Annotated in this window: 15 protein-coding genes and 1 pseudogene; 5 read left to right on the forward strand and 11 right to left on the reverse strand. The window is 61.6% G+C overall.

Features of this window, described 5'->3' with window-relative positions:
* Positions 1-30: 30 nt before the first annotated feature.
* Positions 31-780: an SURF1 family protein gene (locus ACZ9IU_RS29545; RefSeq protein WP_040124286.1), complete on the forward strand. Its 750-nt coding sequence runs from the start codon at positions 31-33 to the stop codon at positions 778-780.
* A gap of 128 nt (positions 781-908) precedes the next feature.
* Entirely contained in the window at positions 909-1364 is a 456-nt protein-coding gene (locus tag ACZ9IU_RS29550; protein WP_040124285.1) for a hypothetical protein, read from the forward strand.
* A gap of 73 nt (positions 1365-1437) precedes the next feature.
* On the opposite strand, the gene katG is transcribed toward ACZ9IU_RS29550, so the two are convergent.
* Positions 1438-3621 carry a catalase/peroxidase HPI gene (gene katG / locus ACZ9IU_RS29555; RefSeq protein ID WP_040124284.1) on the reverse strand — a complete coding sequence of 728 codons (2184 nt, stop codon included), beginning with the start codon at positions 3619-3621 and terminating at the stop codon, positions 1438-1440.
* A gap of 208 nt (positions 3622-3829) precedes the next feature.
* Between katG and ACZ9IU_RS29560 the strand changes: the two genes are divergently transcribed.
* On the forward strand, positions 3830-4747 hold the full coding sequence (locus ACZ9IU_RS29560; RefSeq protein ID WP_040124282.1) for a LysR substrate-binding domain-containing protein: 918 nt from the start codon (positions 3830-3832) through the stop codon (positions 4745-4747).
* Between the two features lie 42 nt (positions 4748-4789).
* Positions 4790-4942, forward strand: a pseudogene (locus tag ACZ9IU_RS29565) (IS3 family transposase); the annotation flags it as partial.
* Positions 4943-4969: 27 nt separating this feature from the next.
* On the opposite strand, the gene ACZ9IU_RS29570 reads toward ACZ9IU_RS29565, so the two are convergent.
* The 9 genes from ACZ9IU_RS29570 to ACZ9IU_RS29610 form a co-directional block, all read right to left on the reverse strand.
* Positions 4970-6001 (reverse strand): L-idonate 5-dehydrogenase, encoded by a 1032-nt coding sequence (locus tag ACZ9IU_RS29570; RefSeq protein ID WP_040124278.1) that lies wholly within the window; start codon positions 5999-6001, stop codon positions 4970-4972.
* A gap of 10 nt (positions 6002-6011) precedes the next feature.
* Entirely contained in the window at positions 6012-6959 is a 948-nt protein-coding gene (locus tag ACZ9IU_RS29575) for a 2-hydroxyacid dehydrogenase (RefSeq protein WP_040124275.1), read from the reverse strand.
* A 206-nt stretch (positions 6960-7165) separates the two neighbouring features.
* Positions 7166-7933, reverse strand: a complete 768-nt coding sequence (locus ACZ9IU_RS29580; RefSeq protein ID WP_040124274.1) for an SDR family oxidoreductase — start codon at positions 7931-7933, stop codon at positions 7166-7168.
* A gap of 54 nt (positions 7934-7987) precedes the next feature.
* A complete protein-coding gene (locus ACZ9IU_RS29585; protein ID WP_040124272.1) occupies positions 7988-8662 on the reverse strand; it encodes a 4-carboxy-4-hydroxy-2-oxoadipate aldolase/oxaloacetate decarboxylase in 675 nt (224 codons plus the stop codon).
* A gap of 98 nt (positions 8663-8760) precedes the next feature.
* Complete coding sequence (locus tag ACZ9IU_RS29590) at positions 8761-9597, reverse strand: ABC transporter substrate-binding protein (RefSeq protein WP_040124270.1); 837 nt, start codon at positions 9595-9597, stop codon at positions 8761-8763.
* A 32-nt stretch (positions 9598-9629) separates the two neighbouring features.
* A complete protein-coding gene (locus tag ACZ9IU_RS29595; protein ID WP_040124268.1) occupies positions 9630-10397 on the reverse strand; it encodes an amino acid ABC transporter ATP-binding protein in 768 nt (255 codons plus the stop codon).
* The gene (locus tag ACZ9IU_RS29600) at positions 10394-11155 is read right to left on the reverse strand and encodes an amino acid ABC transporter permease (protein ID WP_040124266.1); all 762 of its coding nucleotides are present in this window, start codon (positions 11153-11155) and stop codon (positions 10394-10396) included. Before ACZ9IU_RS29600 ends, ACZ9IU_RS29595 begins: the two co-directional genes overlap by 4 nt.
* A complete protein-coding gene (locus ACZ9IU_RS29605; protein WP_040124264.1) occupies positions 11152-11859 on the reverse strand; it encodes an amino acid ABC transporter permease in 708 nt (235 codons plus the stop codon). The genes ACZ9IU_RS29600 and ACZ9IU_RS29605 overlap by 4 nt, the downstream gene beginning before the upstream one ends.
* The gene (locus ACZ9IU_RS29610; RefSeq protein WP_040124262.1) at positions 11856-12635 is read right to left on the reverse strand and encodes an SDR family oxidoreductase; all 780 of its coding nucleotides are present in this window, start codon (positions 12633-12635) and stop codon (positions 11856-11858) included. Before ACZ9IU_RS29610 ends, ACZ9IU_RS29605 begins: the two co-directional genes overlap by 4 nt.
* Positions 12636-12867: 232 nt before the next feature.
* On the opposite strand from ACZ9IU_RS29610, the gene nac reads away from it, so the two are divergent.
* The gene (gene nac / locus ACZ9IU_RS29615; protein ID WP_040124260.1) at positions 12868-13773 is read left to right on the forward strand and encodes a nitrogen assimilation transcriptional regulator NAC; all 906 of its coding nucleotides are present in this window, start codon (positions 12868-12870) and stop codon (positions 13771-13773) included.
* 36 nt (positions 13774-13809) lie between these two features.
* On the opposite strand, the gene ACZ9IU_RS29620 is transcribed toward nac, so the two are convergent.
* Positions 13810-15015 (reverse strand): pyridoxal phosphate-dependent aminotransferase, encoded by a 1206-nt coding sequence (locus ACZ9IU_RS29620; RefSeq protein WP_040124258.1) that lies wholly within the window; start codon positions 15013-15015, stop codon positions 13810-13812.
* Positions 15016-15022: the final 7 nt, after the last annotated feature.

Raw genomic sequence — 15022 nt, forward strand, 5'->3', positions numbered from 1 at the left:
TTCGGGGGTAAACTGGGAAGGGATAGACGCGTGGCTCTCGACCATCCTTTGACCGGAGAAACAGCGGATGCTGACCCAGTCCGCTCCCGACTGGTCTTTGCCGCCGCGATGCTGTTGTTGACCGTCGTTTTCCTCGGACTCGGCACCTGGCAGGTGCAGCGGCTCTTCTGGAAGCTCGACCTGATCGCCCGCGTCGATGCCCGGGTCACGGCAACCCCGGCGCCCGCGCCCTCATCGCCAGCCTGGCCCACCATCAACGCCGAAGACGACGAGTATCGGCGCGTCACGGCGACAGGCACTTTCCGCCATGACGCGGAAACGCTGGTCCAGGCGGTCACCGATCTCGGTCCCGGCTTCTGGATTCTGACGCCTCTGGAACAGAAGGACGGGACCACCGTCCTCATCAATCGCGGCTTCGCGCCGGCCAACCGTCGCGATCCGGCTTTGCGGCCAGACGGGCAGCTCGTAGGCCCGGTGAAGATCACCGGCCTCATCCGCATCAGCGAACCGGAGGGCGCCTTCCTGCGCTCCAACTATCCCGCGAACGGCCGCTGGTACTCCCGCGACGTGGCCGCGATTGCTGCCGCCAGGGGTCTCGAAAAGGTCGCACCCTATTTCATCGATGCCGACGCAACGCCCATCCCCGGCGGCCTGCCCGTCGGCGGGCTGACGGTGATCCGCTTTCGCAACAGCCACCTCGTTTATGCCGTGACCTGGTATCTGCTGGCGGTGATGAGCGCGGCGGCCGCCTATGCGATCCAGCGCCGGCGGCTCGCCTGAAACTTGAGGCGTGGATTTCCACGGAATAGCAGGTCCGCAACCTGTTCATCGCGCGCCGAATTTCTCATACTCGATAAACGGCATTTGCCAGCGCCGCGGGCGGGCCGGCTAAGAGCGGATTTGATATTATGCGCCAGTTTTTCAACTCGAAATACAAGATCCTTTTTACGGCCGCGCTGTTCATCCTGACGTCGGTATTCATGTCGATCTCCGCGACCGGGCATGTCAGCGGCAACTATATCGCGATTGTTCTGGTGGGATTCCTGTTCACGATCCTGTCGCTCTATTCGGCAGTCAGGTCGCGACACGCGGAATACCTGATCATCGGCAGCCTGTTGTTGTCGCTTTCGACACTGGTCGGGATCACCGAATTGCTGACCAAGAAGATCTCCAACATGCAATACGGAATCTATTTCTTCGCTTTCCTCGGTTGCGTCGGCCTGCTTTCGCTGGGCCTGATCGCGCGGTATCTGACCAGCGAGGGATGGAGCGTCAGTTCCGAAAAGACGCGCGAGGCCTTGTCCGTCTGCGCCACGATCCTCGGATTCGTGCTCGCCATCGCCTCGGCCTTCGTGCCGACCTGAAAAGCTCGGCGGTAAATCAGCATTGAAAAGATGCCCGGACGTAGCTGAGCCACGTCCGGGCGATTTTGATCGATCAGACGAGATCGAAACGGTCGGCGTTCATGACCTTGGTCCAGGCCGACACGAAGTCCTTGACGAACTTCGCTTTGGCGTCGAACTGGCCATAGACTTCCGCGATCGCACGAAGCTGCGAATGCGAGCCGAAGATCAGGTCGACGCGGGTGCCGGTCCACTTGGGCGCCTTCGTCTTGCGGTCATGACCTTCGTAGATGCCATCCTTGCCGGCAACGGGCGACCATTCGGTGCCCATGTCGAGCAGGTTGACGAAGAAGTCGTTCGTCAGCGTTTCCGGTCGGGACGTGAAGACGCCGTGTTCAGGCTGGCCGGCCTTCAGCACGCGCAGGCCGCCGAGAAGAACGGTCATTTCCGGTGCTGTCAACGTCAGAAGCTGGGCGCGGTCCAGCAAGGCCTCTTCAGCCTTCATGAACTGCGTCTTACCGCTGTTGACATAGTTGCGGAAGGCGTCGGCGCGGGGTTCCAGCGCGGCAAAGGAAGCCGCGTCGGTCTGTGCCTCGGAAGCATCCATGCGGCCCGGCGTGAAGGGCACGATGATGTCCTGGCCGCCGGCCTTGGCAGCCTTTTCGACGCCGGCAGCGCCGGCAAGCACGATCAGGTCGGCCAGCGAGATCTTCTTACCCCCTGCCTGGGCAGCGTTGAAATCCTTCTGGATGCCTTCGAGAACGCCCAGGACCTTGGCGAGCTGCGCCGGCTGGTTGGCTTCCCAGTCCTTCTGCGGCGCAAGCCGGATCCGCGCGCCGTTGGCACCGCCGCGTTTGTCGGAACCGCGGAAGGTCGAGGCGGAAGCCCAGGCGGTGGAAACCAGTTCCTGCACCGAGAGGCCGGTCGCCAGAACCTTCGCCTTCAGATCGGCGACATCCTTGTCGTCGACGAGCGGGTGGTCGACGGCCGGGATCACGTCTTGCCAGATCAGGTCTTCGGCCGGAACTTCCGGGCCGAGATAACGGACCTTCGGACCCATGTCGCGATGGGTCAGCTTGAACCAGGCGCGGGCGAAGGCATCGGCGAATTCGGCCGGATTTTCCAGGAACCGGCGCGAGATCTTCTCGTAGATCGGATCGAAGCGCAGCGCCAGGTCACTGGTTAGCATGGTCGGCAGCTGCTTCTTCGACGGGTCGAAGGCGTCCGGAATGGAAGCTTCGGCGTTCTTGGCCACCCACTGCTTGGCGCCGGCCGGGCTGGTGGTCAGCTCCCATTCGAAGCCGAACAGGTTTTCGAAGAAGTAGTTGCTCCACTGGGTCGGCGTCTGGGTCCAGGTCACCTCCAGGCCGCTGCCGATCGCATCGCGACCGACGCCAGTGTTGAACTTGCTCGACCAGCCGAGGCCCTGCGCCTCGAGCTCGCCACCTTCCGGATCGACACCGACAAACGACGGGTCGCCGGCGCCATGGGTCTTGCCGAACGTATGGCCGCCGGCGATCAGCGCCACGGTCTCTTCGTCGTTCATCGCCATGCGGGCGAAGGTTTCGCGGATGTCGCGCGCCGAGGCGAGCGGATCGGGTGTGCCGTTCGGGCCTTCCGGATTGACGTAGATGAGGCCCATCTGCACGGCGCCGAGCGGTTCTGCGAGTTGGCGTTCGCCGCTGTAGCGCTCATCGCCCAGCCAGGTGCCTTCCGGACCCCAGTAGAGCTCTTCCGGCTCCCAGACGTCGGCGCGGCCGCCGGCAAAACCGAACGTCTTGAAGCCCATCGATTCGAGCGCGACATTGCCGGTGAGGATCATCAGATCCGCCCAGGAGATCTTGTTGCCGTATTTCTGCTTGATCGGCCACAGCAGGCGACGGGCCTTGTCGAGGTTGACGTTGTCCGGCCAGCTGTTGAGCGGCGCGAAACGCTGCTGCCCCTGGCCTGCGCCGCCGCGGCCGTCGGTGATGCGGTAGGTGCCGGCGCTGTGCCAGGCCATGCGGATGAACAGGCCGCCGTAGTGACCGAAATCGGCCGGCCACCATTCCTGCGAATCCGTCATCAGGGCCTGAAGGTCTTTCTTCAGGGCGTCGAGATCGAGCGTCTTGAACTCTTCGGCGTAGTTGAACGCCTCACCCATCGGGTCGGAGCGAACGGAGTGCCCGTGAAGAATCTGGACGTTCAGCTGGTTAGGCCACCACTCGCGGTTCGATCGGCCGCGAGGCGTGTGCGCGACCGGACATTTGCCGGCGTTTTCGCTAGATTTCGCATCCATGACTATCTCCTTGATTTCTTTAATTATCTGTCGTGCAGAAGAGGCTGTTTCTGCCGAACCGTCCGGTCCGGCTGCGCTGTTTTCAGACTGTCGTCCCCGCCTTTCGAGCAAGGATCATGGTCACGCGCGCCCTCCCTTGGTTCCTTCTTATCGGAAGTGCCTCATAAATTTAAGTTGGATTTACTGATCGCCGCGATAAGCTGAGGTTATGAAGAACGTTACACTGAAACAGCTCCGTTATTTCGAGGCCCTGGCGCGGGACGGCCGCTTCCGCCGCGCCGCCGATGCCTGCGCGATTTCCCAGCCGGCTTTGTCGATGCAGATCAAGGAACTCGAACAGGAATTGGGCGGCGATCTCTTCGAGCGGAATGCACGCGAAGTGAAACTGACCGCCTTTGGCCAGACATTTGCGCTGCGGGTTCGCGATATCCTGCGGGCGGTGGACGAACTGGCGGATCTCGCCCGCGCGTCGCGCGATCCGTTCCTGGCGCGCCTGCGCATCGGCATCATCCCGACGATCGCGCCCTATCTGCTGCCGGCGATCATCAACGACCTGAACAGGACGTTCGAGGGGATCGAATTGCAGGTGCGCGAGACGCAGACGGCAAAACTGGTCCAGGAACTGGCGCAGGGCGAGCTGGATCTGGCAATCGTCGCCCTGCCCGTATCGGAACCGTTCCTGACCGAACTCAAACTGTTCGACGAGGAGTTCGTGCTGGTCCGGCGACGCGAGGACGAGGACAAGCCCGTCCCCGAACGCGAGGCGTTGCGCGAAATGCGCCTGCTGTTGCTGGAGGAAGGCCACTGTTTTCGCGACCAAGCCTTATCGTTCTGCAAGATAGGATCGACCCGCGCCCGGGAAGTCATGGAAGGCAGCTCTTTGTCCACCCTGGTCCAGATGGTCAGCGCCGGCATCGGCATCACCCTGATCCCGGAAATGGCAGTGCCTTTGGAAACACGTTCGGCGCAGGTTTCGATCTCCCGCTTCCAGACGCCCCGGCCGGCCCGCACGATCGGCATGATCTGGCGCCATTCGACGCCTCTCGTCACCCAACTCCTGCAGATTTCCGAGGTAGTACGCCGCTCAGCCGATATGGTGCGCGAACAGTATGCGATGCGCGCCTGAGACGTCGATCTGCCAGCGAAGCTGCGCCACCTCGCCAACCAGCGGCTGCGTTTTGTCGGCACGTCTGCACCGATCCTGGTCGAGGCGAAGGCCAATTCCCGCCGGTCGCTCGATTTCGTCCACGATCAGTTCGCCTGCGGCAGACGGTTCCGGGTCCTCAATATCGTTGATGATGTGAGGCGCGAATGCCTTGCTCATGGTTTCGTTGCTGTCTACGCATGGTCAAAACGTTAGCTGCACCTTCATCGACTTTGTCCGGTCACCGGCCGCCTCGAATGCCTTGACGGCGTCTTCGAGGGGGTAGGTTCCGGTGAGCAGCGGCTTCAGGTCGACGCGGCGTTTTCCGATAAGGTCCACGGCAAGACCGAATTCCTCATGAAAACGGAAGGTGCCCTTCATCTCGATCTCCTTGGCCACCACCATGTTCTGCGGGATCGACACGTCGCCGCCGAGCCCGAGCTGGACGAGGATGCCGCGCGGCTTCAGCACCTCCAGTCCCGAACGCAATGCGCTCTGATTGCCAGACGCCTCGAACTGAACGTCGAAATAACCCTTGTTGGCCGAGTAGGAGACCAGGTCCTCGGGCTGGTTCGCGACGTTGATCACCCGGTCGGCACCAACCTGGAGCGCCGTCTCGAGTACGGGGGTCATCACGTCGGTGGCTATGATCTCACGGGCCCCATGGGCGCGTGCCGCGATGATCGCCAGCGCACCGATCGGACCGCAGCCGGTCACAAGAACCCGCTTGTCGGCGAGCCCGCCAGCGCGGACGACGGCGTGCAGCGTCACAGCGAAAGGTTCGGCCATCGCGGCTTCATGGATGGAGACGCCATCGGCGACCTTGTGGCACTGCCATTGTTCGGCGACCAGTCGCTCGCGAAAGGCCCCCTGGATGTGCGGCATCGGCATGGCGGAGCCGTAGAAGCGCATGTTGAGGCAATGGTTCTGCTGGCCCTTCAGGCAGTAATCGCAGGCATTGCAGGGGCGGCTCGGCGACACCGCCACCCGGTCGCCGACGGCAAGTCCGGAAACGCCTGCCCCAAGCGCCTTGATCGTTCCTGCAACCTCGTGGCCGAGGATCATCGGCTCGCGGACACGCACCGTGCCGAAGCCGCCGTGATTGTAATAATGCAGGTCGGAACCGCAGATGCCGCCCGCCTCGATGGCGACCTCCACCTGCCCGGGCCCGAGCGCCTCGACCTCCCGTTCCTCGATGCGCAGATCCTTGGCGGCATGAATGACGACGGCTTTCATGGGCTTATCCTCAGAGAACGGGGGTTGGCAAGCTGGCGCCGGCAAAGTGGGCGGCGAGGTTGTCGCGCACCAGCTTGCCCATCGCCTTGCGGGTTTCGATCGTGCCCGACGCATGATGCGGTTGCACCAGCACGTTGCTGAGCTTCAGGAAGCGCGGATCGAGCTTCGGCTCGCCTTCGAACACGTCGAGTGCCGCAGATCCGAGCGCTCCGCTTTCGAGTGCGGCGAGCAGCGCTTCCTCGTCGATGTTAGAGGCCCGCGAGATGTTGATCAGCATGCCTTCCGGACCGAGGGCGGCGATCACGTCTTTCGAGACGATATGACGAGTTGCCGCGGACACGGCGAGCGTCACGAACAGGAAGTCCGCATGCCGGGCGAGTTCGACCGGATCGGCGATGAAAGTCATCCCTTCCGCATAAGGTTTTGCGGCAACATCGCTATAAGCGATGTCCATGTCGAAGCCCTTGAGGCGTTTGGCGACTTCGAAGCCGATACGGCCAAGGCCGAGCACGCCCGCTCTTCTCCCCCAGACGCGGCGCTTCAGCGGATAAAGACCCTTCTCCACCCAGCTTCCGTCCCTCACCCAGGTTTCCGCGCCGATCATGCCGCGCGACTGGACGAGCATCATCGCCACGCCAAGATCGGCCACGTCATTGGTCAGCACGTCCGGCGTATTGGTCACGCGGATGCCGCGAGCGCGGGCAGCATCCAGATTGACCGCATCGTAACCGACGCCGTAGACAGAAATGACTTCGAGCTTCGGCAATGCGGCGATCAATTCGGCGGAGGCGCCGAGCTCGCCCCGCGTGGCGATGGCGCGGATTTCGGCGGCATGTTCGCTCATAAAGGCATCACGATCGGACGCCTCGTACAGCTTCAGGACATTGTACTGCGCCTCCAGCTCGACGAGATCCCACTCGGGATAAGGGCCGATCAGAAGAATGTCGGGCTTGCTCATGTTTCCTCCAAGTTTCAGTTCGAGCGCCTCTGGCGGGCCGCCAGCAGCGTCATTGCCATCGAGACGATGGATTCAAGCGACTGGTTGATATCTACGGTTACGACGTCGGGCTCTGCTGTCGGCAGCTCGAGCGACGCACTTGCCGCAACCGGACACGCCCATCACGACGATCGGCCCGAAGCGGCTCTTCGCCGGAACCAGATAGCTCAGAGGCTGGTGGTGATGCCGCCATCAACATAGAGCGTGTGTCCGTTGACGAAGGAGGAGGCCTTGGCCGACAGGAAAACGGCCGCACCGACCAGTTCCTCGACGTCGCCCCAACGTCCGGCGGGCGTGCGTTTCTCAAGCCAGGACGAGAACTCCTCGCTGTCGACCAGTGCCTGGTTCAACGGCGTCTTGAAGTAACCCGGCGCGATCGCATTGATCTGCAGGCCGTGCTTGGCCCAATCCGTGCACATGCCGCGGGTCAGGTTCTTCACCGCGCCTTTCGTCGCCGTATAGGGCGCGATGCCGGGGCGCGCGAGTTCGCTCTGCACCGAGGCGATGTTGATGATCTTGCCACGACCGCGGCTGATCATGTGCTTGGCCACCGCCTGGCCAACGTAGAAGACACTGGAGACGTTGGTCTTCAGCAATTGCTCCCAGCGATCGACCGGGAAATCTTCGAGCGGGCTGCGGAACTGCATCCCGGCATTGTTGACGAGGATGTCGATCGCACCGACTTCGGCCTCGATCGCATCGACCCCGCGTTTCACGGCCTCGGCGTCCGTCACGTCGAAGTCAGATACCGAAACCGTCGCACCAGTTTCCTTGAGCTGTCCTGCAGCGGTCTCGAGCCTGGCCCTGTCACGGCCGTTCAGGACGACTGAAGCGCCATGCTCGGCAAACCCCTTCGCGAGTGCGAATCCGATACCCTGTGACGAGCCCGTGATTAAGGCTCGCAAACCGGTCAGATCAAACAGGGAGTGGCTCATCGGATACCTCGTTCCTTGAACAGGAAAAAATACTGCGACATCTGGGGCGCCTACTCAGATATCGACGACAAGTCCCTTGGCTTTCAACACCGGTTCCAGCTTGCTGACCTCGATGACCGACTTTCCCTGTTTGTAGGCTTCGATATAACCGGCTTCAGCATCTTCTCGGGCCTGCGACAGACGCGCTGCCTCCTGCGCCTCGGCGCGGCGCACGACAACGAGGCCATCGGCATCGCCGACGATGATATCGCCCGGATTGATGATCTCTCCGCCGACGATAACCGGATCGTTGACGGCGGCGATGGTTTCCTTGACGGTGCCCTTGATGCAGACGCTGAGCGAAAAGACCGGGAAGCCAAGCTCCCGCAGTTGCAACGTGTCGCGGACGCCGGTATCAGTCACCAGGCCGCCGATGCCCTTTGCAAGGCAGGCATTGGCAAGAACATCGCCGAAAGAGCCGGCCTCTTCAAACTCGCCCGCAGACACGACAATGATATCGCCCGGTTTGGCGTAGTTGATGGCAAGCTGCAACATGATGTTGTCGCGCGGTGCACATTTCACAGTAAAGGCCGGGCCGCACAGCTTCATGCGATAGTCGACCGGCTTGAGGCGCGAAGAAAGTGCACCCCTGCGCCCCTGCGCTTCATGGATCGTGGCCGGCGAGAATTTGGCGACCGCCTCGATGTCGGCCTTGCTTGGCCGTTCTGCGATGTCTTTGATATGGATCATGAAAACCTCGTATGGCAAGACCGGCGACGGGCACGTCCCGCCGCCTGCAGCCTTCGTTGATTTGCGATTGAGTTCAGGCAGAGCCGAGCGAGAGACGATTACGGGATTGGGTCGAACTTCAGTTCGGAAAGCGGCACCACCTTGTCGGTGCGGGTCATCTTGTATTCGGTGTCCTGGCCAAGCCACTTGTCCCAGATCTTGTTGAGATCGCCGGACGTGTCGAGCTTGCGCAGGATTTCGTTGACCTTGGCGGTCAGGGCGGGATTGTCCTTGGCCATGCCGATACCGATTGGCTGGAAGAGCATCGGCTCGTCGATCATCCGCATCGGCTTGCCCTTTGTCTTGGATTCGTTCACCAGCTTGGTCGTGGTCATGGTGTTGGCGACCATGCCGCGTGCCTTGCCCTGCTGGACGGCGAGATAGGCGGAGCCGGTGTCCTGGAAGGTCAGCGGATCGGACTTGTTGAGCTTGATCGACATTTCCGATGTCGAACCCTTGGTGGAGGCGACGCGCTGGCCCTCGTAATCGGACTTCTTCTTGCCGGCATCGTCGACTGGAACGATCAGCATTTCCTTGGCGAGATAATAGGGATCGCTGAACTGGATCTGCTCGGCGCGGCCCTGGGTATAGGCAAGATTGGCAACCGTGATGTCGACGCGGCCAAGCTTGACTTCCGGCACGCGGGCTTCCACCGAAACCGGCTTCACTTCAGCCTTGACGCCGAGTTCCTTGGCGATGGCATTGCAGAGATCGACGTCGAACCCGACCATCTCGCGCGTCTTCACATCCGGAGCGGCGAATGGCGGAACGTCGGCGAACGTAGCGCAGCGCAACGTCTTGCTGGCCAGGATCGTGTCGAGTTGGTCCGCGACCGCCGGCGAAGCGGCACCGGCCGCTGCCAATGCGATGGTTAGTGTCAGGCATTTCCAGTTCATTGCTGTTCTCCTTGTTATGATGTCTTGATTGGTCAATGGCGCAGATCGGACAGGAACCGCTGGGCTCGGGGATGACGAGGGTTCTGGAAGAAATCCGTGGGCGGCGCCATTTCGAGGATCTCGCCCGCATCGATGAACCAGATGCGGTCTGCGACATCGCGGGCAAAGCCCATCTCGTGGGTGACGCAGAGCATGGTCATACCGTCGGCAGCCAGGCTCTTCATGACGCTCAGCACCTCGCCCACCATTTCCGGGTCGAGCGCGCTGGTCGGCTCGTCGAACAGCATGACCGGTGGTTCCATGGCAAGTGCCCGGGCAATCGCCACGCGCTGCTGCTGCCCGCCGGATAGCTGGCCTGGATAGGAATTCGCCTTGTCGGCAAGCCCGACACGATCGAGTAGCTTGATGGCTTTCTCGCGAGCGACGTCCGCAGAAACGCCCTTCACCCGGATCGGCGACATGGAGACGTTCTCGACCGCCGAGAGATGCGGAAACAGATTGAAGCTCTGAAACACAAACCCGATCCTGCTGCGCAGCCGGTTCAGTTCGCGTCCGCGCATCGGGGCATGAATATTCTGGCCCTCGAAGTTGATCGATCCGCTGTTGATTTCCTCCAGCCGGTTGACGGTGCGGATCAGCGTGGACTTGCCGGAACCGGATGGTCCGCAGATCACGACGACTTCGCCGCGGCCGACCTCGGCGTTGATGTTGCGCAGGACCGGATAATCGCCGTAGCTCTTGCAGACATCCGAAAGGCGGATGGCCTGGCCATCCTGCAGCGGGGAAACTGGCATCGTCATGGCTGCTCCACAAGTGTTTTGAGGGGGACGGCCTCGGTGGCCAGGCGAGCGTTGCGGCGCGGACCTGCGCGGCGGCGTGCAATGCGCCGCTCGAGGCTGTTGGCCACATAGGTCAGGCTCCAGCAGAGCACGTAGTAGACGGCAGCCAGGATGATGAAGACCTGGAAGGGCTGGGTGAACAGCTGGTTGTTCACCTGGCTTGCCGCGAAGGTCAGGTCCGGCACGTTGATCACGTAACCGAGCGTCGTGTCCTTGATCGTCGAGACGAATGTCGAGATCATGCTCGGGATCATGTTGTAGAGCGCCTGCGGCAAGATCACGAAGCGCATTGCGCTGAGATGGCTGTGGCCGAGCGCCCTTGCCGCATCCATCTGCCCCTGGCCCAGCGAGACGATGCCAGCCCGCACCACTTCGCTCAGGAACGCTCCTTCGTAGACGACCAGTGTTACGAGCATGATCAGGAAGCTTGGTACGTCGGCACCAGTCCAGAGCGGAACCAGGAAATAGCACCACAGAATGAGCATCAGCAGCGGCACGCCCCGGGTGACGTAGACGAGGCCCGTCACCGGCCATCTCAACGCCCGCCATTTTGAAAGGCGTGCCAAGGCGAGAAGAATGCTGACCGGAAAGGCAAGCAGGATCGCCAGCAAAGAGAGGATGATCGTATTGGCAAGCCCGCCCAGCGGTCCGTTGGGATACTGCCCGATCAGAAGGAGCAGCCAATAGTCATGGATGATGGTGATGATGTCCTGGATCATGCGCGCGCTCTCCGAGCCGGATCAGCGCGCATCGACAGATAAGCACCGGCCCCCATGATGATGAGCGAGAAGAACAGGTAGAGGACCGTGCCGACCAGGTAGATTTCGAAAGTGCGGAAGCTGAGGTTTTCAATCTCCTTGACCGCGTGCGTCAGTTCCGAAGCGCCGACGACGATCGCCAGGCTGCTGTTCTTGAACAGGGAAACGCTGTGATTGATCAGCGGCGGCAAGGCATTGCGCACGCCTTGCGGCATGACCACGAAGCGCAGGGCCGAGATATAGCCGTGACCGAGGGCCTTGGCGGCTTCCATCTGGCCCGGGCTGACGGAGCGCAAACCGGACCGCAGGTCTTCGCTGAAATAAGCTGCCTGGCACAGTCCAAGGCCGATGATGGCGAAGATCGCCTCCGCATTGTGATCCGTCAGCCAATTCGCCAGGCCCTGCGGCAGCAGCGTGAATATCCCGAAATACCACAGCATCAGCTGCACCAGGGTCGGCACGTTGCGATGGTAGGAGATGTAGGCCTTGACGATGGGCTCGCCGATCCTGACCGGCGACATGCGGAACGCCAGCAGCAGGATCGCAAGCGTCATCGCCAGCAGCCACGAACCGACATAGATGGCGAAAGTCGTCTCGATGCCGTGCAGCAGCATCGCGCGATAGTCGGAATTGGTCAGGATCGCGGATAGATCAAAGCCGGTCACCGCTTCGCGCCTTCAGCTTGGTAGACGGCTGCTGAGGTTTCGGGCCTGGCAGTCTGCAGCCCGCCCATCACCTGCAATGTCGGGGTGATTTCTATATGGCCGATATTGACGGCAACCGGTGCGGCGATCGCAAAGGCGATCGCGTCGGCGATGTCGGATGCCTGCGGCAGCTCGAACCCGTCGATGAAACGTTCGCGCACGCTCGGATCGTTGCCGTGCACGTGGTTGAAAATATCCGTCGCGACACGCCCCGGGCAGATTTCCGTCACGCGGACGCGTTTGCCGAATGCATCGATCCTGAGCTGATTGGACAGCATGGCGACGCCGGACTTGACCGCATGATAGATGGAATTGCCGCCGAAATTGTAGTTGCCGGCGATCGAGGAAATGTTGACGACATGGCCGCGGTCGCGCTCGACCATGCCAGGAACGATCAGGCGACAGATATGCAGGACGGCGCGCAGATTGACGTCGACCAGCAGATCGATGTCTTCGGCATCCGCCTGCAAAAATTTCTTCGGCCGGTCGACGCCGGCATTGTTGATCAGAATGTCGAACTGGACGCTCTCGGCAAGTTCAGCGATCGCGGCACGGTCGGTGACGTCGATGACATGCGCGATACAGCCCGTACGCTCGGCGAGGTCATTGAGGGCATCAGCACTACGAGCGATCGCATGCACCTCGATATTCTCGGCGCGGAGACGTTCGACGACGGCAGCGCCGATGCCGGACGATGCGCCGGTGACCAGTGCGGTCCTGTAATCGGAGAATGACATTCTGATCCCCTTGTTGTTGGCGTGGACAGTATCGAAGCTTTAACGGCTTGCCTAAGACCGATTATTTCTGGAGTAATAAGCAAGTTTTATGGAGCTTGCCGGATGGCAAGCGCCCAGCCCCAAGGCCTTGAATTCCTTATGCGGAGTAGGCGGCCATCCTTTAGAGCCGCATTGCCAAAGGCGGGCATGTCTGCAAAACATAGGCCTGCGGAACAGAGCATCACCCGACCCCATGGATATTAGGCGCCTCAAATCCTTCATCGTCATTGTCGACAGCGGCAGTATCACCCGCGCCGCCGATATCCTTCACCTCGCACAGCCGGCGCTCAGCCAGCAGCTTGCAGCGCTGGAGGAGCATTTCGGCCAGAAACTGCTGATCCGCAGCCAGCAGGGCGTCAGCATGACCGATGCGGGACATGCGGTGTACAGGCACGCGCAGATCATCCTGCGGCAGATGGAACAGGCTCAGGCGGATGCCGCAGCCGCCGGCAATTCACTGGCGGGCCGGGTCTCGGTGGGCCTCGTGCCGTTCAGCAGTGCCGCGACGCTCTCGGTCGATCTCTTGGCGGAAACGCGCAAGCGGCATCCGGGCATTCTGCTTCACCTGACCGAAAGCGTCGGCCAGACCTATAGCCAGATGATCATGAACGGGCGGCTGGAAATGGCGCTGATCCATGGCATCGGGCCGATCAAGGGCGTGCGTTTCGAACCGATTCTGAGCGAGGAATTTTATCTCGTCGCGCATCGCAACTTCGCGATCGAGGCGGATTCGAAACCCGTGCCGCTCGGCGCCCTGGATGGAATGCCGATGCTGCTGCCGCCGGCCTATAATTTCGTGCGCCGCGCCATCGATACCGCTTTCACCCGCAGCAGGATCAATCTCAAGGTCGTGGCGGAGGTGGAAATCGTGCGCACCCTCGCCCGCGCGGTCGGAAATGGGCTCGGGGCGACGATCATGCCGAAGGCCATTGCCGATCGCATCGTTTCCGAGTCGAGCGAACCGCTCGTCTGCCGGGTCGTATCGCCCCGGATAGAGGAAACGCTTTCGCTCTGCACGTCCGACCAGAACTCGCTGTCGGAACCGGCATTTGCCGTCCGGGACATTCTTGTCGAACTGACCGAGCGGTTGAAACTCTGAGCAAGCTATTTCCGAGGCGGAAGTCGGCATTTCATCTCAGTGCATCGATTTGCAGAACTCGGCAATGCGCGCGCAACCCTCGTTCAGCATCTCCATGCTGGTCGCATAGGAAATGCGGAAATACGGGCTCATGCCATAGGCCGCCCCCTGGACGGTCGCGACATGGTGTTCCTCTATCAGGCCCATGACGAAATCGACATCGGTCTCGATCTTCCGCCCGCCCTTCGTGGTCTTGCCGATCAGGCCCGACATGTTGGGATAGAGGTAGAATGCCCCTTCCGGCTTGTGGCAGCGCAGGCCTTCAATTTCCGAGAGCCTTGCGACGACGAAGTCGCGCCGTTCCCGGTAGATCGCTGCACGCTCCTTAAGCAGATCCTGCGGGCCGTCGAGGGCTGCGATGGCGGCGGCCTGCGTGACCGTCGTGATGCCGCCGGCGTTCTGGGAGTTGACCTTGCTGATCGCCGCGACCAGTTCCTTCGAACCGCTGGCGCAGAAGCCCAGCCGCCAGCCGGTCATGGCATAGGCTTTCGAGACGCCGTTCATCGTCAGGACGCGGTCGTAGAGCCTGGGTTCGACCTCGGCGATGGTGCAGAATTCGAAATCGTCATAGACCAGATGCTCATAGATGTCATCGGTCAGGATCCAGACATTCGGGTGCCGCAGCATGACCTGCGCGATCGCCGCCATCTCGGCCCGCGAGCAGGCAGCGCCCGTGGGGTTGTTCGGGAAATTCAGGATGAGCCATTTGGTGCGTGGCGTGATCGCCGCGTCCAGATCCTCCGGACGCAGTTTGAACCCGGTCTGCTCGAAGCAGGGAACCGCGACAGGTGTTCCACCGGCGAAATGGACGATATCCGCGTAGCTTACCCAGGAAGGGGTCGGAATGACCACCTCGTCGCCCGGGTTCAGGGTCGCCAGCATGGCGTTGAAAATGGTCTGCTTGCCGCCAGCCGACGCAACGATCTGGCTGGCGTCATAGACGAGATTGTTGTCCCGCTTGAACTTCCTGGCGATCGCGGCCTTCAGCTCCGACGTACCATCGATCGGCGGATATTTCGTATCGCCACCCAGTCCTGCAACGTGAGCGGCCTCGATCGCGTGGGCCGGTGTGGGGAAATCCGGTTCCCCGGAGGAAAGGCTGACGACCTTGATGCCCTTGGCGGCCAGTTCCCGGGCGCGCTGGGTCATGGCGGCGGACGCCGGTATGGAAACGTTCTTCAGGCGGTCGGCGATGGAAGGCATTGACTTG

This window comes from Mesorhizobium sp. USDA 4132, assembly GCF_056279545.1.